The sequence below is a fragment of the Methylophilus sp. TWE2 genome, from assembly GCF_001183865.1.
Classification (GTDB): Bacteria; Pseudomonadota; Gammaproteobacteria; order Burkholderiales; family Methylophilaceae; genus Methylophilus.
The window spans coordinates 1,237,385-1,260,371 of record NZ_CP012020.1; the positions used below are offsets into that span (position 1 = coordinate 1,237,385).

A 22,987-nucleotide genomic window follows, 5' to 3' on the forward strand; every position below is an offset into this window, starting at 1 on the left:
TTGGGCGAGGCGCTTTATCTAAAGGTGTCCGTACAGCCGGAGGATTTTGATGCCGGGCATGAGTTACAGCAGCTACGGGCAAGCACACCGCAAGCCGGAGCGTTGGTCAATTTTGTTGGCCTGGTGCGTGAAATCTCTGAGAGTGGCCAGTTAAGCGAGATGGTGATTGAGCATTATCCGGGCATGACTGAAAAAGCCTTGCAGCAGATTGCCCAACAGGCGTCACAACGCTGGCCCATCCTGGGTGTACGCATCATACATCGCGTTGGCACCCTGCCAGCGCAGTCGCAGATTGTCATGGTCGCCACCACCAGCTTGCACCGGCAGGCAGCGTTTGAAGCTTGCGCTTTTATGATGGATTATCTCAAAACCGAAGCACCGTTCTGGAAAAAGGAAATAGGGGACTTTGGTCAGCACTGGGTAGAAGCCCGGGCGACTGATGAACAAGCAAAACAACAATGGAAACAGCCTAAATGATGCAAGTACTTAGCCCTGATGAAATCACCGTTTCCCATAAGCTGTCGCCTATGTCGTTCGAGTCTACCGAAGAGCTGCTGGCTGCGGCTGATTTGAGCCTCACTGACTATGGCTGGAAATTACAGCCGGAGGCGCAGAAAACCCTGATGCTGGGGCTGTCATTACAGCAGGCTGGTTGCAATGTGCTGGTGCTGGGTACGCCAGGCTCCGGTCGAGCCGGACTGACCATGGCAGCCATGAAGGCAGCGGCAGTCACTGGTATCGACAGTTCGCTCACCGACCTGGTGGCCCTGTACGATTTCAGCCAACAGTCCTGTGCCAATTACATCAAGGTGCCAGCCGGATTGGGGGCTCAATTACGCACAGTGATGGAGTCCTTTATCAAGGCGTTGATAGCCGAGATGCAACAATGGGTGGATGCCAACGGCCAGGTGAATTTTCCACAGGCGGAAACCTGGTTGGAAGAACGTGTGGATGGTTTACGCTCGCAGCTAAGCAGCGCCAAGCTGTCGCCTTTTTTTAATGTCATCAAACCCGAAGTACTGGGCTATTTGCAGGCCTGGCAACAACTGGGTAATGACAGCGAAAACGGGACGGATGGATTGGCTAACGAGGCCTTTTTATCTCGCTTCCGTGTAAATTTGCTAGTGGATCAACGAGCCAACCTCACGACAGGCGTCAAACAGCCGGTGATAGAAGAAAAAGACCCTGGATTTGCCGCCTTGTTTGGCATGCTTGAAACAGCGGTTGGCGAAGCAGCGCAATGGCCGGAGTTCCTGCGCTTACGTGCCGGTAGTGTGCATCAGGCCGATGGCGGTATGTTGTTGCTGCACCTGCGCGACCTGATGCAGGACGAAGGGAATGGTAGTGCGCTGTTGGAAAAATTGTATCGCCTGATGCGCAACCGCGAAGTGCAGATTGAAGATTGGGCTAACCATGCCCAGCATGGGGCTGGCGGTAACCGTCACGGTGCACTTCCTGTATATGTCAAAATCATCATGATCGCCAGCCGTGAAGACTATTATGATTGCCTGGAAGCGCAGCCAGACTTTTTTGATTTCTTCCCGATCAAGGTCGAGTTTGAAGACCGTGTTGCCGCGTCTCTGGACAATTATGCCTGGATCGCGGGCTATATTGCGCGCAAGTGCCAGCAACAAGTATTGCCACACTTTAGCGGTGCCGCTGTCAATGTCATGTTGCAATTTATGCACAGGGTAGAAGAGGACCAGGGCCGTATCAGCACCCGTTTTGTCCATTTGGACCAGCTGATGCATGAGAGTGTGGCCGTCGCAGGCGATGCCCGCCTGGTGACGGATTCCCACGTCAAGCAGGCACTGTCAGCGCGTTTGTTGCGCCAGCAATTCTTTGAAACGCAGATTCGTGACTCTATCATTGATAATGAGCTACTGATTCAGGTGCATGGTCATGTGGTAGGCCAGGTGAATGGCTTGACCCATATTGAACTTGGCGATGCCAGCTTTGGCTCACCTATCCGCATTACGGCTCGCTGTTACCCCGGCCGTAGTGGCGTGATCAATATTGACCGCGAGGTCGAGATGAGTGGCCCCAGCCATGACAAAGGCATCTATATTCTACAAAACTGGCTCAGTGCCAGTTTTTGGGCGTTGGCGCCATTGAGCCTCAATGCTTCACTGGTGTTTGAGCAGGAATACAACGGTGTGGAAGGGGATTCTGCGTCCTGTGCCGAGTTATTTGCGTTGCTTTCGGCGCTGACAGGGCTGCCGATCAAGCAGGGCATGGCTGTGACTGGCGCGCTGAATCAATTTGGTGAGGTGATGCCGATTGGTGGCGTCAACGAAAAAATTGAAGGCTACTTCCGCGTTTGCCAGGCACTTGGATTGAATGGCGAGCAGGGTGTAATTATCCCTAAACGTAACCAGCGCCATCTGATTCTGGATGAAAGTGTGGTGACAGCTGTGAATAATGGCATGTTCAAGATTATTGCCATCGACCATGTGCTGGAAGGCATTGCCCACCTGACTGACTGTGAAGCCGGGGTGCAGGAGGCGGATGGCACCTACCAGGGCGATAGTCTGATGGCGCGGGCCCAGGCGACATTGGCCAATTACCGCCTCACGCTGGAGCGTAACCAGGCACGCATGGCCCACATTCAACAACAGCAAGATCATTTAAGCGCTTAAGTCTATGCCACGTACCCATCATCGCAAGCAGGAGGCACCCCCAGAAAAGGATGACGGTTGTCGCCTGGATAAATGGTTGTGGGCGGCGCGTTTTTTCAAAACCCGTAGCCTGGCTGCCGAAGCCGTAGATGGCGGTAAAGTGCGCATTGATGGTGATCGGGCCAAGAATGCGCGCGAAATGAAGCAAGGCATGCGCGTCAGCATTAAAAACAAGGATATGCAGATTGAGGTTGAAGTACTGGCCTTGAGTAATGTAAGGCGCGGTGCGCCCGAAGCAGCGTTGCTTTACCGGGAAACGGAAGAGAGCTTGCGTGTTCGCCAGCAAGCCAAAGAGAGTGGGGCCGAGCATTTTGCCGAACGTGACCGTGGCATGGGGCGTCCGACCAAGCGCCAGATGCGCGAAATTCAGCGCTTTACCGGGCGCGGTTAGTTCATCAGCTAGCTGGGGCGACGTGCGCCAGTCACCATGCCGGTTTTAGCCACGGCTTGTGCGCGGCAGGACACATCCAGTTTCTGGAATATGCGTTTGAGGTGATTTTTCACCGTATTGGCGCTGATATCCAGAATCATGCCGATTTCAAGATTGGTTTTGCCGCTACGTACCCAATGCAGAATCTCCTGCTCGCGGTCGGATAATCCCCCTTGTGTCATGCTGTCGAGCAAGTCTTCATCCTTGACGATTGGGGTCAGATGACCCACGCGGCGGATGGCGGCATCCACATGTGGCATGATCATGCCCAGCATTTGGTCTGGCACGTAAAATTCCTTGGTGCGATCAAAAAAGACATAAATGCAATCGGCCTTGCCACGTGTATCACGCACACCATACACCAGCAGTGAATGCATTTTGATCAGTTGCTGCGTAAACGGGTTAGGAGATTGGGCATGAATGCCACTAGCGTCAAAGCGGTTCACTACATACCATTTGTCGTCATTTTCTACCCAGCGTTTATAGAGATTACACATCAGGTAATTGACGATGGCAGAGTCTTCGAGCAGTCGTTGCGTGGTCAGTTCCGGCAAGGAGGAAGAAACATCAAAATGCAGGTCGCCGTTGCTAAAGTCTCCCCATGCTGCCAATAACACATCGTGCCGCATCAGCGGATGAATGTCTTGTTTTAGCCAGTTAAAAAATTCGATATGGCGTTTGATCGCATATGAATTCTGGATGGCCTGCAGGATACCTTCCCAATGGGTTTGTTTTTTTTGTGCCAACATGGAGTCACCTCAATTGATGCTACGCAGGGCGCAGCTTGCCCTTGTCTGTTCATGGTCTAAGGGTTTTTACGACGTAAATTGGTACTTCTTTAATTGAAATGTGTTAAGAAAAGAAATTGATGTAACTCAAACATTGAACAATCAGGCATTTTTCCTTTCCAAAATAAATCGTGCATTGGATAAAATAATGTTTGCTTCACTGGGTTTGAGCATTTTTACTATTAGGTAATCATGGGTATATTGAATAAACTTCCAGGCGGCGTCCGCTACCCTAGCCATAAAGAGTGGCAGTTGCTGAAAAAGCTGCCTAAATGGTGGCTAGTGGGGACAGTACTGTTCGCAGCGCCCATTGTGCATGCCTGGTGGCAAGACGGTGATTTGCTGACGCATGATATTGAGCGCACCTCCATGTTTCTGGGCCTGCTGTTTACCTTCTGGTTTTTTATAGGTGCCATGATGATAGGCCTCATAGTGATTATTATCATGAAAGGGCCGGGCTATGTGTCTGACCCTTATTACCTGCCCAAGGAAGATAAAAGCCTGGAGAATCCGCCCAAGCAGGAATAAGTGCTTGATTACAACATGAAAATCAGTTTATAATCGCTGGCTTTTCAACCTTGCCACACTTTGTTCGTGGCTGTTTGAGTGTTTATGCACTTGGGTAGCTAGTTCTGAAGGTGGCTTAATCCACAAGGAAATCTCATGCGACACTATGAAATCGTGTTTATTGTTCACCCTGACCAGAGTGAACAAGTGCCTGCAATGATTGAGCGTTACCGCGCACAAATCACAGGTAATGGCGGCAACATCCACCGTCTGGAAGACTGGGGCCGTCGTCAACTTGCCTACCCAATTCAAAAAGTACACAAAGCGCACTACGTGTTGATGAACATTGAGTGCAGCCAAGAAGTATTGGAAGAGCTGGAGCATGGCTTCAAATTTAACGATGCTGTATTACGTCACCTGACCATCTCGACTAAAACAGCCGTCACAGCACCAAGCCCAATGATGAAAGAGGAAAAATCCAAAACCATCGTGGGTGATGCACCTGCTGCGACCACTGAGGCAGCTGCTTAAGGGTTGTGAATACGCTGGTGATCGCGGCAACCATTCACTCTGTTGAAGCGTTGCGTTACACACCGGCAGGCTTACCCTTGTTGCGATTGCAATTGCAACACGATTCAGAACAGCAAGAAGCCGGGATGAGTCGGAAAGTGCAGTGTCAGTTACCCGCAGTGATTATTGGTGAAAAAGCCAATTTACCATTGCAAAGCGGCGATCAGATCAAAGTCAAAGGTTTTTTGGCGCAGCGCAGTGCAAAGAGCACACAAGTGGTACTGCACATACAAGAGTTACAGCGAATACAGTATTAAAGAATTTAAGGAGTTTCAAATGGCAAGAGATATGTACAAACGTCGCCGTTACTGCCGTTTTAGCGCAGAAGGCATCAAAGAAGTTGACTACAAAGACGTAGATCTGTTGAAAGATTTCGTTTCAGAAAACTTCAAAATCATCCCAGCCCGTATGACTGGTACTAAGGCTAAATACCAGCGCCAACTGACAACTGCGGTTAAACGCGCACGTTTCCTGGCCCTGATGCCTTACACAGACAAACACCCAGGTTAATCGGCGGCTTAGGAGAACAACATGCAAGTAATCTTATTGGAAAAAGTAGCAAACCTGGGTTCCCTGGGTGACGTGGTAAAAGTGAAAGACGGTTACGGCCGTAATTTCCTGATTCCACAAGGTAAAGCCAAGCGCGCGACTGAAGCAAACAAAGCAGTGTTTGCAGCACAACGTGCCGAGTTGGAAAAACAACAAGCTGACCTGTTGGCCGCTGCCCAAGCGCGTGGCGAAAAACTGGCTGGTTTCGTACTGACCGTGGCTCAAAAAGCCGGTGTTGATGGTCGTCTGTTCGGTTCCGTGACTAACATGGACATCGCTGAAGGCTTGAAAGCACAAGGCCACGAAGTGAAAAAAGCAGAAGTGCGTCTGCCAAACGGCCCACTGAAGACCATTGGTGACTTCGCTGTGAGCGTGGCTCTGCACCACGACGTAGTCGTAGACATCACTGTCACAGTGACACCAGAAGCTTAATCAAGCCTCTGTTTGCACCACCAGAAAAGGCTACTTCGGTAGCCTTTTTGTTTTTAGCCACAGAGCTCACAGAGTCCACAGAGTTTTTGGCTCGCTGGATCAAGTGACTTGATAACTTACCAATATAGAGTATGGGTTTTTCTCTGTGTCCTCTGTGATCTCTGTGGCTAAAGTATTTTAATCTTTGATCTCTTCTGAAAGCTCAAAAAGCCAGACTGCTTTTCGGTATAATCGCCAGATGGCTGATGAACAACTCGAATTCTTAAAACTCCCTCCACACTCTATCGAAGCTGAGCAATCCGTACTGGGTGGGTTATTGCTCGACAATGAGGCGCTGGACAAGATTGCCGATATCCTGGCACCGCAGGACTTCTACCAGCATGACCACAAGCTGATTTACGAGCACATTGCCAGGCTGATTGAACGCAACCAGCCTGCCGATATCGTGACGGTGGCTGAATCCCTTGAAAACAGTAATGAGCTGACCACTGTGGGTGGCGTGGCTTATCTGGGAGCGCTGGCACAAAACACACCGACGGCAGCCAATATCCGCCGCTATGCGGAAATTGTGCATGAGCGCTTTGTCATGCGCCAACTGGTCGCAGTGGGCACCGACATTGCCGAAAGTGCTTACCAGCCTAATGGCCGTGATGCCCAGCAATTGCTGGATGAGGCTGAAGCCAAGATTTTCCAGATCGCAGAAGGTGGTAACCGCAAGAGCCAGGGTTTTCTGGGGATGCAGGTCTTGCTGCCACAAGTGGCTGACCGCATTGATTACCTGTATTCGCGTGAAAACCATTCCGATGTGACCGGGATCCCGACCGGGTTTACTGACCTCGACTCCATGACCTCGGGCCTGCAAGGCGGCGACATGGTGATTATTGCCGGTCGTCCTTCCATGGGTAAAACGGCATTTGCTATTAACATCGCCGAAAACGTCGCGCTCGAAACCAATAAAGCCGTGGCGATTTTCTCGATGGAGATGGGCGCGACACAGCTGACCACTCGTATGATCGGCTCGATTGGCCGCCTCGATCAGCACAAAATGCGTAACGGTAATCTTGAAGACGAGGACTGGGAAAAACTGACCACGGCGCTGGGAAAACTGAATGAAGCGCCGATTTACATTGATGAAGGCGCAGGCCTGAGCAGCTTTGACGTGCGTGCGCGTGCGCGCCGCTTACACCGCCAGACCGGCGAGCTTGGCCTGATTGTGATCGACTATTTGCAGTTGATGACCTCGCCTGCGGGGCGTGCCGGTGAGAATCGTGCGACGGAAATTTCTGAAATCTCACGGTCTCTGAAAGCTTTGGCCAAAGAGTTAAACGTGCCGCTGATTGCGATTTCGCAGCTCAACCGTAGTGTGGACCAGCGGCCGGATAAACGTCCGGTGATGAGTGACTTGCGTGAATCGGGCGCGATTGAGCAGGATGCCGACTTGATCATGTTCGTCTACCGGGACGAATACTACAACCCGGACAGTGCCGAAAAAGGCACCGCCGAGATCATTATCGCTAAGCAACGTAACGGTCCGATTGGCCGTGTACGCTTGACCTTTATGGGCGCGCATACCCGCTTTGCCGACTACGCCAATGCCGCCTACATGCCAGACGAGTATTAATTCCCTGGTACTTTGCATGCGTCCTATTGTCGCCCATATTTCAGAAGCAGCGCTGGCGCATAACCTGGCGCAAGTCAGGCGCTATGCGCCGCAATCCAAAGTCATTGCCGTCGTCAAGGCCAATGCCTATGGTCACGGCCTGCTCAACGCCGCGCGCGGTTTGAGGGAGACGGATGCTTTTGCGGTACTGAATATCAGTGAAGCAATTGCATTGCGTGACGCAGGCTACCAGCATCCTATCCTGTTACTTGAAGGTATTTTCTCGGCGGAGGAGATGATGCTGGTTGATCACTACCGCCTGGATACGGTGGTCTCACATCAGGCCCAGCTGGCCTGGTTGCTTGAAAGCCGCCCCAATATTCCGCTGAGGGTATTTCTCAAACTGGATAGCGGCATGCATCGCTTGGGCTTCCAGCCGAATGAGTACAGCCATGCATTACAACAATTGCGTCTTTCTGCCAATGTGCGTGAAGTGATTCTGATGACGCATTTCGCCAACGCGGATGTGGCCGATGGCACAGATGCTGCCATGCAAGTGGTGGCACAAATGATGCCCGCATCCTATGCCCGCTCGCTGGCCAATTCTGCGGCGATTGTGCAGCAACCGCATACCCATGCAGACTGGGTGCGTCCTGGCATTATGCTGTATGGCGCTACCCCTGTCGCTGAGAAACCCGCAAGCAGCCTGGGGCTGAAACCGGTGATGACCTTGCAGTCAGGGTTGATTGCCGTACAGGAAATTGCCGCGGGCGAGAGTGTAGGCTATGGCAGTTTGTTTACCGCGGACAAACCCACGCGTGTGGGCATCGTGGCTTGTGGATATGCGGATGGTTATCCGCGCCATGCCCCAACGGGGACGCCAATTGCTGTCGCGGGTCGCTTAACTCGGACGCTAGGGCGTGTTTCCATGGATATGCTGGCAGCCGATATTACTGATATTCCAGAGGCGACTATCGGCAGCACCGTGGAGTTGTGGGGTGATCAAGTGCCAGTCGATGAGGTCGCGCATGTTAGCGGCACCATAGGCTACGAACTGTTATGTGCCGTCACGGCCAGGGTACCCTTCAAAATTCATGGCTAAAGCAAAAACACAATATACCTGTACCGAATGTGGCGCCGTTGAGCCTAAATGGCAGGGGCAGTGCCCGAGTTGCCATGCCTGGAATACGCTGGTCGAGACGGTGCCTGAAACTGCCACGCAAAGCCGGTTTGCCAGCCTGGCACCGACCGCGCAATTGCAAAAACTGGCCGAAGTAGAAGCGCAAGATGTCTCCCGCCAGGCGACTGGAATTTCTGAATTTGACCGCGTGCTGGGTGGGGGGCTGGTGGCTGGTGGCGTGGTGCTGATAGGCGGCGATCCCGGCATTGGTAAATCTACCTTGTTATTGCAAACCGTCTGTAAGGTCTCGCAATCTCTCAAAGCGTTTTATATCAGTGGAGAGGAGTCTGCGCAGCAGATTGCCATGCGTGCGCAACGGCTGGGCCTGGATGCCAGCAAAGTGGATGTGCTGGCCGAAATCAACCTGGAAAAAATCAGCCATGTGCTGCAACAACATCAGCCTGGCGTCGTGGTGATTGACTCTATCCAGACCATGTACTCCGAAGCCTTACAGTCAGCGCCCGGTTCTGTGGCGCAGGTGCGTGAATGCAGCGCGCAATTGACACGGATTGCCAAACAGCTGGGGATCAGCATGATCCTGGTCGGCCATGTCACCAAAGAGGGTTCGCTGGCTGGCCCGCGGGTGCTGGAGCATATTGTGGATAGCGTCCTCTACTTTGAGGGCGACCAGAATTCGAGTTTTAGGCTGATCCGCGCGTTTAAAAACCGTTTTGGTGCGGTGAATGAACTGGGCGTATTTGCCATGACTGAAAAAGGCCTGCGCGAAGTCAGCAATCCTTCTGCGCTCTTTTTATCGCATCATGAGTCGCCTGTTCCTGGTTCATGTATCACGGTCACCCAAGAGGGCACGCGGCCATTATTGGTGGAAATCCAGGCGCTGGTGGATACGGCACATGCGCCAAATCCAAAGCGCTTGTGTGTGGGCCTTGAGCAAAACCGCCTAGCCATGCTGCTGGCAGTATTACACCGGCATGCCGGGGTCGCCTGTTATGACCAGGATGTCTTTATCAATGCCGTCGGCGGCGTGAAAATCAGTGAACCTGCCGTGGATTTAGCGGTATTGCTGGCGATTGTGTCATCACTCAAAAACAAACCTTTGCCTGGCAAACTGATTGTGTTTGGCGAAGTTGGGTTGGCTGGGGAAGTGCGCCCCATTCAGCGCGGCCAGGAACGTCTTAAGGAAGCGGCCAAGCTGGGCTTTACCCATGCCATCATCCCCAAAGCCAATGCCCCTAAAGGCGGTATAACCGGTTTACATATTGATGCGGTTGACCGGCTTGAGCAAGCAATACACGTACTGCGCGCATAAAAAAATGGCAACGACTGCTGGGAATGCAATCGTTGCCTGAGAGTGAGGCTACCCAGAAGAGGAGGGGCAGCCACAGGGAAGCTTGCAACCATAAGGCTGCTGTCTAAAAAATCCTGTTGTTTCCACTTGCCTGGCTCAATCTTTCTTAAGACGCACCAATTGCCTGGGTCGGTAAGTTGCGCTCCACGCGGTTCATGACTTCTGGCAGGCTTTTGGTCATCAATGATGGATACAAGTATAGGAAATGCGGGGAAGGCTGTCAGTTACAAAGAGGTGGTGTTTTGTAGCGATTTGTAGCTGCTTGGATACAGTGAAATTACTCGATACAGGCGGCTGCCGAGGCAATTGGTCACAAAAATTTCATGCAACTATTCCCCAATCCCGGTTGCCAAAATTGAGTCAGATATCATACTTGTATGACATTAAGATGACATTCGGCAAAAATGCACTGGGGGAACAATAATGAAAAAAATCATTTTTCTTGTACCACTCATGATGGCTGCGTGTGCCAGCGTCACTCCAAATCAATATACAACGCAAAATGGCAGGATGGGCTATACGCTCACATGCAGCGAATTCAATACTACCTGGGAGCAGTGTCAGTCCAAAGCGGGTGCCTCGTGTTCACACGGTTACGAGGTGGACAAGCACTTGTCTTTTACTGAACACTTTCCTGATAGCGGAGATGGTATTTATAGACCAGCGAACAATCACCTGGCGGTGATTTGTAAAAATTCAGGCTAAGAATTGCTTTTAGGACTGCCCACAATCGCTTGTGCTGCGGCGTAACCGCTGCGGATTGCGCCTTCTATAGTCGCTGGATAAGGTCCCGCGACATAGTCCCCGGCGAGCAGTAGTTGGGGTTGTGAGGTGATGGTGGTCGGTCTCACCATGGCTGGCAGGCAGCTGAAGGTAGCGCGTTTTTCAGTAATCACCTGCGACCAAAGTGGGGCGTCTTCCAATTGTGTGCCATAGCTGGATAAAGCCTGGTTGATTTCAGTGATGCACTGCTTTACTAATACGGACTTATCGGCAGCCAGTGGGGCATGCGCACTGATCACTACAGCAAGTAACCCTGGCTGGCCGCAACATTGGCCGCGGTCAAATACCCATTGTGCAGCCCCATGACACAAGCCCATGATCGGATGGGGTAAGCTGACATCTGCGCCGTATTGCAGATAGATCGTCGTAATCGGTTGATATTCAAAAGCAGACAGGGACAGTTCACTCCTGATGGTTTTGAGCTGATGCGGGCCAACCGCAATAATCACTTCATCATAAATGTCTGTATCCGTGGCTGTGGACACTTCATAGCCTGTTGCTGACTGTTGAATGGCAGTGACGGGGCTACGTAAGCGAATCTTGCCACCCAAGGCCTGAACGTGTTGCAGCAGTGGCTCTATCAAGGCACTTGATAAGTCTGTTTTAACCACCAGAAAGTCACTATCCTGACGTTTGTGTTGAAAGCTGTCCCGTAACACATTTAGGAATACTTGCGCACTGGCCGATTGAATAGGCGTGTTAAGAGCCGCCAGGCAGAGAGGTTCCCACAAGGTTCGGATGGTCAGTGAGGTTTGTGCGCCCTGTGCCAGCAGGTCTGCGACTGTGATGTCTTGTGCCAGGGTGAACGCTTGATGTTGGAGCTGTTGCATCCAGCGGATGGCACGCCATTTACTGGGCCAATCCAGGCCTGTTGCTGTCAGTAAACCCCATAGTAAATGCAAGGGCGCAGGTAACCATGTTGGGGTGACCAAAGACATGCGTTGTGCACCATTGTGCATGTGTAGCGCCAGTGGCAAGCGTTTGAATACCTGTGTTGCATCCAGTCCGGCTTCTTTAACCAAGCCGAGCGTGGCGCTGTAAGCACCCAAGCACAAGTGTTGGCCATTATCAAGCATGGTGGTGGTATGGGTGACACTCCGCGCCCGGCCACCAGCCTGAGGGGCAGCCTCAAATAGCGTGACCTGATGGCCATGTTTTAACAGTGCATGGGCTGCGGCGAGGCCAGCTAATCCTGCACCGACAACGGCGACATGACGTCTGACGTTTGAAGATGTCATTATTTGCGATATTTAAACCAAGCACTCACGGCCAGCTTCAGTTTCCTGAAGGGGGGCAGCATGATTTTATGCGTCAGTACCAGATTGGGGTCTGGCTTGATTTCTTGTAGCAGGGCGCGGTAAATCGCAGCCATCAGCAGGCCTGGCAATTGTGACCGGACGTCTTTTGCGGGCAGCTGGCTCAATGCCTTGTCATAAAACATTTCGGCCCGTTCAATCTGCTTGAGCAGCAATGCCTGCATTTGCGGCGAGGCTTGACTGTTTAACAGCTGTTGTTCAGTCACGCCTGCCTGTTCGAGTTCATCCAGCGGAATATAAATGCGCCCGCGCCTGGCATCTTCCCCCACATCGCGGATGATATTGGTCAACTGGAACGCCATGCCCAGATCGTGTGCATATTCCATGGTGGCCCGGTCGGTATAACCGAATATTTGTGCAGACAGCAAGCCAACGACACTGGCGACACGGTAACAATACAACGCCAATTGTTCAAAATCGGCATAACGGTTGTATTGCGTATCCATTTGCATGCCATCGATGATTTCGTTGAAATGCGTTTCTTGCAGACCGAAACTATTTACCACAGGCTTTAAAGCTTGCGTGACAGGGTGTTGCGGTGTTTCATGAAATAACCTGTGGATTTCATGCTTCCACCAGGCCAGTTTGGTTTGGGCAATCTGGTAGTCGGTACATTCATCAACCACGTCATCCACTTCACGGCAAAACGCATACAGTGCCGTCATGGCATCGCGTTTATCTTTGGGCAAAAACATAAAACTTAGCGTGAAACTGGAGCCACTCTCACGGGTTTTCTGTTGGCAATATTGTTGCGGTGTCATTGTTTAAACAGGGCTTTCAGCAAAATAATCGGCCAGTCATAGGCTTTCAGGGTCGGGCGATGATGGTAGATATCACCACGACTATGTTTCAGTTTATGCAGGATACGTTCACCCCCTGCAATCATCATGCGCAATTCAAAACCTATGCGCCCGGGCAGGGCGCGGCCTAAAGGTTTGCCCGATTGCAGCAGTTGGCATGCCCGGTGCACATTGTGCATGAAAAAAGCTTCCCAGGCAGGGTCTAACCGTTGCTTGCGTAAATCCTGTTCAGTAATGCCAGCGGCTTGCATTTCATCCTGACTCAGGTAAACGCGTCCAATGTCCCCGTGTTTTTTCAGGTCGATGGCAATGTCCTGGTAAAAATTAATCAGTTGCAGGGCAGTGCAAATCTGGTCAGACCACACCCGGTGTTGCGCGGTGTCACTGCCATAGAGTTGCAGCATGAGACGGCCAACAGGATTTGCCGAGTAACGGCAATAATCTAGCACCTCATCAAAGTTGGCATAACGGGTTTTCACCACATCTTGCTTAAAAGCATGGATGAGATCTAACAATAATTGTACGTCGAGCTGATGGGTTTTAATGACTTGTTGCAGCTCGATAAACAGGGCCTGCGAGGGACGAATATAGGCTTGAATCAGCAATAACTCGTCTTCATAAGCTTGCAAAGCCTGCAAGCGTTGAGTTTCGCTGGCATCCCCTTCATCGGCAATGTCATCTGCTTCGCGCGCAAACTGGTAAATCACCGTGACAGCATGTCGCAAACGGGCCGGCAACAGCAAGGAAGCAACCGGGAAATTTTCGTAATGCGTTTTTGCCAACGTGAGACTGGCTTGCGATTGGGCTGGCTTGGAAAAGGCTTGCATGGCTTAAGTATGCCATAAATCCGTGATACGCTTACGCCTTGCATATTAACAAGTAGTGAAGAGAGTTTATGTTAGGGATTATTGGAGGCACCGGGCTGACGGCACTGGATAATTTGAATATTTCTAAGCGACTGATTGTGCGCACGCCTTATGGAGAACCTTCACAGCCGCTGGTGTTTGGTGAGATCAATGGCAAAGAAGTGGTGTTTCTGGCACGTCATGGTGGCGGGCATACCATTCCGCCACATGCCGTCAATTACCGCGCCAATATCTGGGCGCTGCATTCGGTGGGTGTGTGTGATTTACTGTCGGTGGCGACTGTGGGTGGCATCGCCCGGAATTTAATTCCTGGAGACATTGTACTGCCCAACCAGATTCTGGATTACACCTATGGCCGCAGTAATACTTATCATGATGGCGTGGAACTGCCGGTACGTCATATCGATTTCACGCATCCCTATGCACAAGCCATGCGTGAGCGTTGCCTCAAGGCAGCCGCAGATGTGGGTTATAGTGTGGTGGACGGTGGCGTCTATGCTTGTGTGCAGGGGCCGCGATTGGAAACTGCGGCAGAGATAGACCGTTACGAGCGGGATGGGGCGACGATTGTAGGTATGACAGGGATGCCTGAAGCGGCCTTGGCGCGGGAGATGGGCGTCTCGTACGCGGCAATTTGCCCGGTGGCTAACTTTGCCGCAGGGCGGGGAGATAGTGCCCAGGCTATCCAGTTTGAGCAGGTCATGCCTTTGTTGCAGCAAACCATGGATAAGGTGCGTACGGTGATTGCACAGTATCTGTCTGATAATGATTGTTCTGCTTAAGGCAAAGGAATCATCATGGCAGTGAAACCAGTATTACGTATGGGTGAACCACTGTTATACCGCGTAGCAGATAGAGTCACGGCGTTTGATACGCCTGAGCTGCACGCACTTATCCAGGATATGCATGACACCATGACCGACATGAATGGTGCCGGTATCGCCGCACCTCAGATAGGGGTCAGCCTGCAAGTCGTGATGTTTGGGGTAGGCAAGAATCCGCGTTATCCAGATGCAGAAGAGGTGCCATTCACCATTTTGATTAACCCCGAATTAACGCCGATTGACCAGAGAGAAGAAGAGGGCTGGGAAGGTTGCCTGTCTGTGCCCGGTATGCGCGGCCTGGTGCCGCGTTATCAGCACTTGCATTACCGGGGTTTTGACCCGCAAGGAAACATCATTGACCGGACGGTGAGTGGCTTTCATGCCCGCGTTGTGCAGCACGAGTGTGACCATTTATTTGGGGTACTTTACCCCATGCGTATTCGTGACATGACAAAATTTGGCTTTAATGAAGTACTTTTTCCTAGAATGACGCTCCCAGATGATTAATTGTTTGCTATAATGCGCGCTTTCGGGAAGAGTGGCAGAGCGGTTTAATGCAACAGTCTTGAAAACTGTCGAGGGTTCACGCCCTCCGTGAGTTCGAATCTCACCTCTTCCGCCAGAACATGAATGCCGCAGGAATGCGGCATTTTCATTTGAAGTTTTTATTCATTACATATTTAAGGAAACGTCATGACACAAATCATCATCGACCATAACCCATCAGAAGAGAAATTGAACGAACTGGGCGTAAGAAGCTGGAACACCTGGGATTGCGCACCTTCCAAATTCCCTCTGGATTTCACTGCGACTGAAAAAGCCTACGTGCTGGAAGGCGAATTCAAAGTGACTCCACAAGGTGGCGACACTGTAACGATCAAGGCTGGTGACTATGTTGAGTTTCCAAAAGGCCTGAAATCTCAGTGGGAAGTGGTCAAACAATTGAAAAAACACTACAAGCACTTCTAATTGCTGCTTGTCACAATTGTTTGAGAAAAACCCTGCATCGCAGGGTTTTTTGTTTTGGGTGTATGAGATGGTTAAAGCTGAAGTCATGAAATTCTGCCATTGTGCCGAAATACAAACCTAATTCCACCATGCACTCTAGCCAACTTATTGATATTAAAATACAATCTCACCTTGATTGAAAAATCAAACGCCTTGGGGTGGCTAACGCCTGAGATCTCGCGCAAGCGGGAAACCCAATGAACCTGACCCAGATAATGCTGGCGTAGGGACAGGCAGAGCATCTACAACGCAAATGTTTTTGGTTTGTTGTTCCATCAACGAGCCTACTCACGTCATTGTCACTCTTCCCCTGTCCTTTTTATGTATCTTATAGAAAGGATTCTCTTGAAACCGATTACAAAACCGCTGTCTTTGATTAGTCTGCTACTGACCACACCTGTGTTGGCCGCAGAAGATGATGAGACAGTGAAGCTGCCTGAAGTTGTAGTGAGCGCGGATTTTCGTCCAAACACGGCGGAGAAAACCCCAATCAGCCTGACTGAAATCAAGAAAGAAACCATTGAAGCACGTGGCGCCCAGCACCTTGAGGAAGTATTGAATCTCGCGCCTAACGTCAATGTAACCAGCGGGGCTTCCCGTGGGAGGTTTTTACAAATCCGCGGCATGGGTATACGCAGTCAATATAACAATCCTGTGAATCCGTCAGTTGGCCTCATTATTGACGGCATTGATTTCAGTCGATTGGGTGGGGCGGCAACGTTGTTTGATATTGATGCAATTGAGGTCCTGCGTGGACCGCAAGGCACCAAGTTTGGCCCTAATGCGATTGCAGGGGTGGTGACCATGCAAAGCGCTGAGCCAACCAAGGACTTCAAATTACGCGCCCAATCCGGTGTCGCCGAATATAACACACGTAACCTTGGCCTGGCAGTAGGAGGCACTATTGTAGAAGACCGTCTGCTGGGGCGTGCCTCAATTTACTCACATAAGTCTGATGGCTATATGCAGAATGATACTTTGGGCCGTGATAATACCCAAAATCAGGATGAGTTGACCTTTCGCAGTAAATTCAAATTATTTGCGACAGAAGATTTAACACTGGACTTTACCCTGATGCATTTGAATATTGACAATGGCTATGATGCATTTACCTTGGATAACAGTCGTCGCAGTAAAGCAGACCAGCCTGGTGAAGATGCGCTCAGAGCCAATGCCTTTGGGGTAAAAGCTAACTGGCAGGCGTCAGACGCAGTGATTATTCAATCTGAAGCAACTTACCTGAAAGCAGATTCTGCTTATGGATTCGATGGCGACTGGTCAAAAGGGCTTGCCATTGGGTACAGCGGTACAGAACAATATAAGCGTAAACATGATAATTACTCATTTGAAGTGCGGGCCCTATCTGATAAGGTAGGCAGGATTTTCAATGATTCAACAGATTGGACAGTGGGTTTCTACCATTTTAGCCAGGATGAAAAATTTGATTCCAACATCAATTACGGCACCCCGAATTTACTGAATGGCCGCTTTGATACGGACAACACTGCCTTATTTGGTCAACTAGACAGCCATTTAACAGAAAAGCTCACTTTGGTTACTGGCTTGCGCGCTGAGCACTTTGAAGCTCGTTATAGAGACTCTGACAATCTTGTTAAAAATATCTCTGAAATGCTGTACGGCACTAAGCTGGGACTCAATTATCAGGCCAATCAAGACCATCTTTTGTATACTTCGCTGAGCCGCGGTTACAAGCCAGGCGGTGTCAACAACGATAATAGGGTGCAGCCAAGTCAGCGGGCATTTAATACCGAATATATGTGGAATCTGGAAGCAGGGGTTAAATCTCATTGGCTGGACGGATCTCTTGTAACGAATGTGGCTGTGTTTTACGCAAAGCGTAAAGATGCACAAACAAAAAGCTCTACACAGGTTGGCACTTCGTTTATTGAATTTTATGACAATGCCGCACAAGCTACGCATATGGGCCTGGAAGCAGGCCTAGACTGGTTTCTCACTGACCAGTTACGTGTGATAGGTTCATTGGGTTTGTTAAATGCCAAGTTTAACGAGTATCAAAATCCCAATCCTGCGGCTGTGAAGTTGCAGGGACGCGATGTTGCCAGCGCCCCTTCATATCAATATAACCTTGGTGCAGAATGGTATGCCAATGCCGCATGGACTTTAAGGGCGAATGTAGAGGGTAAGGATGCTTTTTATTTCTCTGACAGCCATAACTCAAAATCTAGTGCTTACGCCTTAGTGAATGCGAATGCTGATTACAAATATGACAAACATTGGCGAGTAAGTATCTGGGTGAGAAACTTGCTAGACAAAGATTATGCAACCCGTGGATTTTTCTTTGACCAGGGATTTGGCAATCAGGGTTATCAGCAATACGGTGAGCCACGCATTGGTGGTATCACGGTGACTTTCGATTATTAAAATTAAACAAGCGGGTGTGGATTGGCCCGCGGGAATGTCCTTTATTTTGGAGTTTATATGCGTATTTCAGTCGATATCAGTTTATATCCCCTGACCGAAGGCTATGTAGAGCCTATTCTGGCGTTTATCAATAAGCTTGAAGGCAATAAAAAGCTGGTGGTCAAGCGCAATAGCCTGGCCACGCAAGTGTTTGGTGAATACCGCGACGTGATGGATTGCCTGGATGGAGAAATGGAGGCGGTGTTTAACGCGCTGCCACATAGCGTCTTTGTCATGAAGTTTATCGGCACAGACCGGGCGGATGTGGTGGATGTTTAACCCGTCATGTCGTGTGTGCAAGCTTGTTAACGTATTTGCTGTGTGCTAGTCATGAACCAAGATCTCTATCAAGCCATCCTGAACGCATTTCATCAGATGTCTCACTGGGAAATTGCCGCTGCTTCAATGGGCGTTGCTTATATTCTGCTGGCGGCTAAAGAGTCTCAGTGGTGCTGGCCGTTCGCTTTCTTCAGCACACTGGTCTACACCGTACTGTTTTGGCATGACCAGCTGCCCATGCAGGCATTCCTCAATTTTTATTATATGGGTATGGCCATTTATGGCTTTTGGGTGTGGCATCAACACGGCACGCAAACAGACACGTTAACCATCAGCCGCTGGCCTTGGCTCAGGCATGTGGCCTTTATTGCAGTCGGAGTCGCCGTGAGCGCTGTGGTCAGTGCTTATTTGCAAAAGACTGGTCAATCTCAAAGTCCGGTGTTGGATGCTTATACCACGGTGTTTTCTGTGATGAATACCTGGCTGATTGCCAGGAAAGTACTGGAAAACTGGTTGTATTGGGCAGTGATTGATGGCGCTGCCACGCTGTTGTATGTGCAAACAGGGTATTACGCAACGGCAGCTTTATTTGTACTGAACACTATTTTGGCGATTGTCGGGTTTATCAGCTGGGTGAAGCTTTACAGGCAGCAAACTAAATAGGGCACTTTGAAGAAGGTTGCGTTTTATATTCGCTGCATCCACTTTTCCAAATCACTTTCACCAAGCACATTCATTAAAAATAATAGCAATTGGTAGCAGGGCGACTTTGCATTGTGGTCTGGCCAGCGATGTGTTTGCGTATAGCGCTGTTTGAATAATACCAATTGCGTTGGCGTTAACACATATTCCAGCAATATCAGGTCCAGCGCACGCGGTGCAATCACAAACGCATCAAGATCAATCAGTACCAGATCATTGTTGCCAGAATCACTTAAGCGGAATTGATCCCAGCGCAAATCCAGCATGACCGGTACAAAGTCCGTTTCTTGGATACTTTTTGCGTGCGCTAATACTTCCTTGAGTAATGGTTCAGCAATGCGCTTATGTTGTTGCTGGACCAGAAAAGCAAGCGTTTCATACAAATGGTCACCCCATTCGGATGCGGAAAATTGAGGCGCATGTAGCATGCCCCAACGGCTGTAGGTGCATTGATGCAGTTTGGCGATATGTTCAGCCAACTTAACCACCCATTGGTCGGCGACACGTTCCGTTTCCACATCTTTACCAGCTAAAAAGTGGGTGAGCACGAATCGGTTGGAACTTGCTGAAACAAAATCAGGCACGGCAAGCGCACCGTTTTTCTCCAAGAAATGATGCGTTGAACGGATATTGCCCAAACTGTTTGGAAAGTCAGCGGCAAATAAATGGTTGGCGCCTAACCAGAAATGAGACTTTTCAATAGTGGCTTCATTACACACTTTCAGCACCATTGGACCATCTATTGTCTGGCAATAAAAAAGCTGATGGGTGCTATCTTCAAACTTATTCTGGATAGCTTTGGGTTGAGCAATCAGTTTGGGTAGACGGGCTTGTTCGGACGCGGTGAGTTGTGGGTAGGTAAGCATGGTCAGAACTCTAGTTTCAGAGCCGTATTTTAAGCCATCAGGCTGTTTAAATCATCTGATAAGACAACCTTCATGGCGAGGTTCTCCTTGTGCTACATTGAATGGAGGGTGCATGGAGTCAAAGACTGTATCGTAACGTTGTCTTCGCGACTCGCAGGCGATTAAAATAGCTTTAACCTGTCAATGGAGAGCGATATGTCAGCTATTATTGTAGAGAAACCTACGCCAGAGCGATTAAATGAACTGGGCGTCAAGCAATGACCTACTTGGTCCAAAGAGGTATCTACCTTCCCCTGGCAATACAGCAGTACTGAGATTGCTTATATCCTTGAAGGAGAGGTCACGGTAACGCCTAAGGGTGGTCAGCCGGTGAGTTTTGCTGCGGGTGACCTGGTCACTTTTGCCACCGGGCTGGATTGCGTGTGGGAAGTGAAAAAACCGCTACGCAAGCATTATCATTTTGAGTAGCTTCAAGTTACCGCTACAGCTCGTTTAAGGCCTCACTGAGGGCGGCAATTTGTCTGTCGCCGAGCGGTTGGCCATCGCAGGCAGAGATCAGGAAGCTATCTTCAACGCGGTTGCCCAGGGTGTTGATCTTGGCATTGTGTAATTCAATACCATGTTTGAGGAATATCTGCGCCATACTGGCCAATAGGCCAGGTCGGTCATTTGCAATCACATCCAGCTGCTGAAATGCATGGCCTTGGGGTGGGTGACCAGCCACCGGCCGCAAACTGACCTGCGTGGTGATAGGCATATGTTTCACCTGACGGCTGACCCGTCCGCGTATCGGTGTGGGGATGGCCTGATCACTGAGCAATTGCTCGGTGAGCCCTTGTTCTATGTGTTTAAGCAGACCGTTGTAGCTGATCTGGCGAGTGTCAGGCTCGAGCACAATAAAATTGTCCAGTGCGTAGCCGTGTGCAGTGGTGAAAATTTTCGCCTGCACGATGTTGTATTGCATGCTGTCAAAAAAGTGGCAGATACGGGCAAAAATTTCTTTCTGATCCCGGCTGTAAATCATGACCTGAATGCCATCGCCTTTGGGGCTTAGCCTTGCACGAACAATGGGTTTGTCTGCCGCTTGATGCGGGATCAGTAGGCGGCTTTGCCACGCGATTTCGTCACTATCAAACCGGCTGAAGTAACCCGCGCCAAACGCTTGCCATAATGGATGCACAGACGACTCTTTGAGGTTGAAACTGCTGAGTTTTTGCAATACTTCCTGTTTGCGCAGGCTCAGTTGCGCTTCTGTATTGAGCGATTGTTGCAATACGCGGCGCGTTTGCAAGAACAGGCTTTCCAGCAGTTTGGCTTTCCACGCATTCCACACATTGGGGCTGGTGCCACGGATGTCTGCCACAGTGAGCAAGTACAAAGCGGTCAGCCGGTATTCTGAGCCTACCAATTGTGCAAAGCCTTCAATCACATCGGGGTCCGACAAATCACTTTTCTGTGCAGTGCTCGATAATTTTAAATGTGCTTCGACAAGCCAGGCCACTAGTTCGGTATCATTTTTGGGTAAGCCCAGCTTGCGGCAAAAGCGCCTGGCATCCAGGGTACCTAATGTTGAATGGTCGCCGCCACGGCCTTTGGCAATATCATGAAAGATCGCGGCCAGGTATAACAGGTGTGGCTGGCTGAACGCATTAAACAGCTCGCTACACAACGGAAATTCGTGGCGCAAATCTGCTTTAGCAAAGCGACGCAGGTTACGCAATACGTTAAGGGTATGTTCATCCACGGTATAGACATGAAACAGGTCATGTTGCATTTGCGCAATGACGCGTCCGAACACCGGGATATAACGGCCCAGGATACCATAACGATTCATGCGGCGCAGGCTGCGGTGTACTCCTTCACGGCTTTGCAGAATTTGCAGAAACAGTGCCTTGTAGGCTGCATTTTGCCTAAACTTGTGATCAATCAATGGTTGAGTGGCTTGCAATGCCCGCACCAGTGGTGCGCTGAAGCCAGTGATTTCAGGATGTTGCTGCAATAGCTGGAAGCAGCGCAAAATGGCTTCAGGTTTGCGTTGGAACAGGTCAGCACTTTGTGCACTGAGCAAGCCTTGTGAAAGCGTAAAGTCTTCATCTATTGCCGTGGCTGGTTCAGTAGCAGGATTCACACGGGCATGCATGAGTTTGAGCAGCACTTCATTTTCAATAATGATGGCTTTGGCACTGCGATAAAACCCTTGCATCAATAGCTCACTGGCACGTTTTTGCGGAGTGGTTTGATAGCCCATTTGTTCGGCCAGGGCGTTCTGGAAATCAAATACCAGCCGGTCTTCACGCCGCTTGGCCAACAAATGCAGGCGGATGCGCAGGTTCTGCAGCAATCGTTCATGGCGTTTGAGTTGGTTCGCCTGGCTGCGGCTCAGCAGGCCAGCATGCACCAGGTCATTCCAGTCATGGCCTAAATTCTGGCTTTGGGCGATCCATAAAATCATATGTAGATCACGCAGTCCGCCTGGACTTTCCTTGACATTGGGTTCAAGGTTATAAGCGGTATCGTGAAACTTGGCGTGGCGCATTTGTTGTTCGCGCAGTTTTTCGGCAAAGAAACGCACGCTGTCTAACTGTGTCTGTAATGAATGCGCCAGTGTTTTGAAACTTGATTTGTCACCGGTCAGCCAGCGTGCTTCCAGCAGGTTGGTCATGATGGTCACATCGAGTTTGGCCTCATCCAGGCATTCCTGCAAGCTTCGTACACTGTGGCCAATATTGAGGCCAATATCCCACAAGGTGCCAATCAGGGATTCGACATCTGTTTGCAACTGCTGGCTACTGAGCTGTGGCATCAGGATCAGCAAGTCGATATCCGAATGCGGGAACATATCGCCGCGACCATAACCACCCACGGCAATCAGGCTGACGGTGTCAGGCAAGGCGTAAGCGCGCCAGATATCCCTTAATAGTTGGTCGAGTACACGGGTGTGTTGCCGCAATAATGTTTTTGCTTGCGGAGTGGCCAAGTAAGCATCGGCAATCTGCTGACGAGCCAGTTGTAACGACTCGCGCCAGTGCTTGAGCTGTTCTTTGGCAATCACCGTCAT

At 50.3% G+C, this 22,987-nt stretch carries 24 protein-coding genes, 1 tRNA gene, 1 pseudogene and 1 riboswitch; of the genes and pseudogenes, 20 read left to right on the top strand and 6 right to left on the bottom strand.

Translation table 11 applies throughout. The features are described from left to right. Genes ACJ67_RS05995 through ACJ67_RS06005 form a run of 3 tightly spaced genes read left to right on the top strand, consistent with a single transcriptional unit; the run spans position 1 to position 3,069 of the window. Complete coding sequence (locus ACJ67_RS05995; protein ID WP_049638290.1) at positions 1-477, top strand: molybdenum cofactor biosynthesis protein MoaE; 477 nt, start codon at positions 1-3, stop codon at positions 475-477. Then, positions 474-2,639: a Lon protease family protein gene (locus ACJ67_RS06000; protein WP_049638291.1), complete on the top strand. Its 2,166-nt coding sequence runs from the start codon at positions 474-476 to the stop codon at positions 2,637-2,639. Before ACJ67_RS05995 ends, ACJ67_RS06000 begins: the two co-directional genes overlap by 4 nt. 4 nt (positions 2,640-2,643) lie before the next feature. Then, positions 2,644-3,069, top strand: coding sequence for an RNA-binding S4 domain-containing protein (locus ACJ67_RS06005; protein ID WP_049638292.1), 426 nt, complete (start codon positions 2,644-2,646; stop codon positions 3,067-3,069). 8 nt (positions 3,070-3,077) lie between these two features. On the opposite strand, the gene epsA is transcribed toward ACJ67_RS06005, so the two are convergent. Further along, positions 3,078-3,857, bottom strand: coding sequence for an XrtB/PEP-CTERM-associated transcriptional regulator EpsA (gene epsA / locus ACJ67_RS06010; RefSeq protein ID WP_049638293.1), 780 nt, complete (start codon positions 3,855-3,857; stop codon positions 3,078-3,080). 231 nt (positions 3,858-4,088) lie between these two features. Here epsA and ACJ67_RS06015 point away from each other — a divergent pair, with 231 nt between their 5' ends. The 9 genes from ACJ67_RS06015 to ACJ67_RS06055 all read left to right on the top strand — a co-directional run bounded on the left by ACJ67_RS06015 (position 4,089) and on the right by ACJ67_RS06055 (position 10,748). Beyond that, the gene (locus ACJ67_RS06015) at positions 4,089-4,424 is read left to right on the top strand and encodes a hypothetical protein (RefSeq protein ID WP_049638294.1); all 336 of its coding nucleotides are present in this window, start codon (positions 4,089-4,091) and stop codon (positions 4,422-4,424) included. Between the two features lie 135 nt (positions 4,425-4,559). Continuing rightward, the gene (gene rpsF / locus ACJ67_RS06020; protein ID WP_018985612.1) at positions 4,560-4,934 is read left to right on the top strand and encodes a 30S ribosomal protein S6; all 375 of its coding nucleotides are present in this window, start codon (positions 4,560-4,562) and stop codon (positions 4,932-4,934) included. Between the two features lie 5 nt (positions 4,935-4,939). After that, on the top strand, positions 4,940-5,230 hold the full coding sequence (gene priB / locus ACJ67_RS06025; RefSeq protein ID WP_049638295.1) for a primosomal replication protein N: 291 nt from the start codon (positions 4,940-4,942) through the stop codon (positions 5,228-5,230). 19 nt (positions 5,231-5,249) lie between these two features. Beyond that, complete coding sequence (gene rpsR / locus ACJ67_RS06030; protein WP_024929836.1) at positions 5,250-5,483, top strand: 30S ribosomal protein S18; 234 nt, start codon at positions 5,250-5,252, stop codon at positions 5,481-5,483. A 21-nt stretch (positions 5,484-5,504) separates the two neighbouring features. After that, the gene (rplI, locus tag ACJ67_RS06035) at positions 5,505-5,954 is read left to right on the top strand and encodes a 50S ribosomal protein L9 (RefSeq protein ID WP_049638296.1); all 450 of its coding nucleotides are present in this window, start codon (positions 5,505-5,507) and stop codon (positions 5,952-5,954) included. A gap of 238 nt (positions 5,955-6,192) precedes the next feature. Next, complete coding sequence (dnaB, locus tag ACJ67_RS06040; RefSeq protein ID WP_049638297.1) at positions 6,193-7,575, top strand: replicative DNA helicase; 1,383 nt, start codon at positions 6,193-6,195, stop codon at positions 7,573-7,575. Positions 7,576-7,591: 16 nt separating this feature from the next. Continuing rightward, a complete protein-coding gene (alr, locus tag ACJ67_RS06045) occupies positions 7,592-8,656 on the top strand; it encodes an alanine racemase (RefSeq protein ID WP_049638298.1) in 1,065 nt (354 codons plus the stop codon). Next, positions 8,649-10,004 (top strand): DNA repair protein RadA, encoded by a 1,356-nt coding sequence (radA, locus tag ACJ67_RS06050; protein WP_049638299.1) that lies wholly within the window; start codon positions 8,649-8,651, stop codon positions 10,002-10,004. The genes alr and radA overlap by 8 nt, the downstream gene beginning before the upstream one ends. 462 nt (positions 10,005-10,466) lie before the next feature. Continuing rightward, positions 10,467-10,748 carry a hypothetical protein gene (locus ACJ67_RS06055; RefSeq protein WP_049638300.1) on the top strand — a complete coding sequence of 94 codons (282 nt, stop codon included), beginning with the start codon at positions 10,467-10,469 and terminating at the stop codon, positions 10,746-10,748. On the opposite strand, the gene hpnE is transcribed toward ACJ67_RS06055, so the two are convergent. Genes hpnE through hpnC form a run of 3 tightly spaced genes read right to left on the bottom strand, consistent with a single transcriptional unit; the run spans position 10,745 to position 13,769 of the window. Next, entirely contained in the window at positions 10,745-12,064 is a 1,320-nt protein-coding gene (gene hpnE / locus ACJ67_RS06060; protein WP_231587266.1) for a hydroxysqualene dehydroxylase HpnE, read from the bottom strand. The genes ACJ67_RS06055 and hpnE overlap by 4 nt on opposite strands. After that, positions 12,064-12,903 carry a presqualene diphosphate synthase HpnD gene (gene hpnD / locus ACJ67_RS06065; RefSeq protein WP_049638302.1) on the bottom strand — a complete coding sequence of 280 codons (840 nt, stop codon included), beginning with the start codon at positions 12,901-12,903 and terminating at the stop codon, positions 12,064-12,066. The genes hpnE and hpnD overlap by 1 nt, the downstream gene beginning before the upstream one ends. Next, complete coding sequence (gene hpnC / locus ACJ67_RS06070; RefSeq protein WP_049638303.1) at positions 12,900-13,769, bottom strand: squalene synthase HpnC; 870 nt, start codon at positions 13,767-13,769, stop codon at positions 12,900-12,902. Before hpnC ends, hpnD begins: the two co-directional genes overlap by 4 nt. 68 nt (positions 13,770-13,837) lie before the next feature. Here hpnC and ACJ67_RS06075 point away from each other — a divergent pair, with 68 nt between their 5' ends. The 7 genes from ACJ67_RS06075 to pnuC all read left to right on the top strand — a co-directional run bounded on the left by ACJ67_RS06075 (position 13,838) and on the right by pnuC (position 19,024). After that, a complete protein-coding gene (locus ACJ67_RS06075) occupies positions 13,838-14,590 on the top strand; it encodes an S-methyl-5'-thioinosine phosphorylase (protein ID WP_049638304.1) in 753 nt (250 codons plus the stop codon). A 15-nt stretch (positions 14,591-14,605) separates the two neighbouring features. Continuing rightward, positions 14,606-15,139: a peptide deformylase gene (def, locus tag ACJ67_RS06080; protein ID WP_049638305.1), complete on the top strand. Its 534-nt coding sequence runs from the start codon at positions 14,606-14,608 to the stop codon at positions 15,137-15,139. A 25-nt stretch (positions 15,140-15,164) separates the two neighbouring features. Next, a tRNA-Ser gene (locus ACJ67_RS06085) sits at positions 15,165-15,254 on the top strand. A gap of 71 nt (positions 15,255-15,325) precedes the next feature. After that, positions 15,326-15,601 (top strand): cupin domain-containing protein, encoded by a 276-nt coding sequence (locus ACJ67_RS06090; RefSeq protein WP_049638306.1) that lies wholly within the window; start codon positions 15,326-15,328, stop codon positions 15,599-15,601. A 183-nt stretch (positions 15,602-15,784) separates the two neighbouring features. Beyond that, a riboswitch (TPP riboswitch) is annotated at positions 15,785-15,888 on the top strand. Positions 15,889-15,985: 97 nt separating this feature from the next. After that, positions 15,986-18,043: a TonB-dependent receptor gene (locus ACJ67_RS06095; protein WP_049638307.1), complete on the top strand. Its 2,058-nt coding sequence runs from the start codon at positions 15,986-15,988 to the stop codon at positions 18,041-18,043. A gap of 57 nt (positions 18,044-18,100) precedes the next feature. Continuing rightward, positions 18,101-18,361: a YkoF family thiamine/hydroxymethylpyrimidine-binding protein gene (locus ACJ67_RS06100; RefSeq protein WP_049638308.1), complete on the top strand. Its 261-nt coding sequence runs from the start codon at positions 18,101-18,103 to the stop codon at positions 18,359-18,361. A 51-nt stretch (positions 18,362-18,412) separates the two neighbouring features. Beyond that, a complete protein-coding gene (gene pnuC, locus ACJ67_RS06105) occupies positions 18,413-19,024 on the top strand; it encodes a nicotinamide riboside transporter PnuC (RefSeq protein WP_049638309.1) in 612 nt (203 codons plus the stop codon). Positions 19,025-19,047: 23 nt separating this feature from the next. Here pnuC and ACJ67_RS06110 read toward each other — a convergent pair whose 3' ends face one another. Continuing rightward, on the bottom strand, positions 19,048-19,929 hold the full coding sequence (locus tag ACJ67_RS06110) for a phosphotransferase (RefSeq protein WP_049638310.1): 882 nt from the start codon (positions 19,927-19,929) through the stop codon (positions 19,048-19,050). 273 nt (positions 19,930-20,202) lie between these two features. On the opposite strand from ACJ67_RS06110, the pseudogene ACJ67_RS06115 reads away from it, so the two are divergent. After that, positions 20,203-20,397 (top strand): annotated as a pseudogene (locus ACJ67_RS06115) (cupin domain-containing protein); the annotation flags it as partial. 13 nt (positions 20,398-20,410) lie between these two features. Here the strand turns inward: ACJ67_RS06115 and ACJ67_RS06120 are convergent. Further along, a complete protein-coding gene (locus ACJ67_RS06120; RefSeq protein ID WP_049638311.1) occupies positions 20,411-22,987 on the bottom strand; it encodes a [protein-PII] uridylyltransferase in 2,577 nt (858 codons plus the stop codon).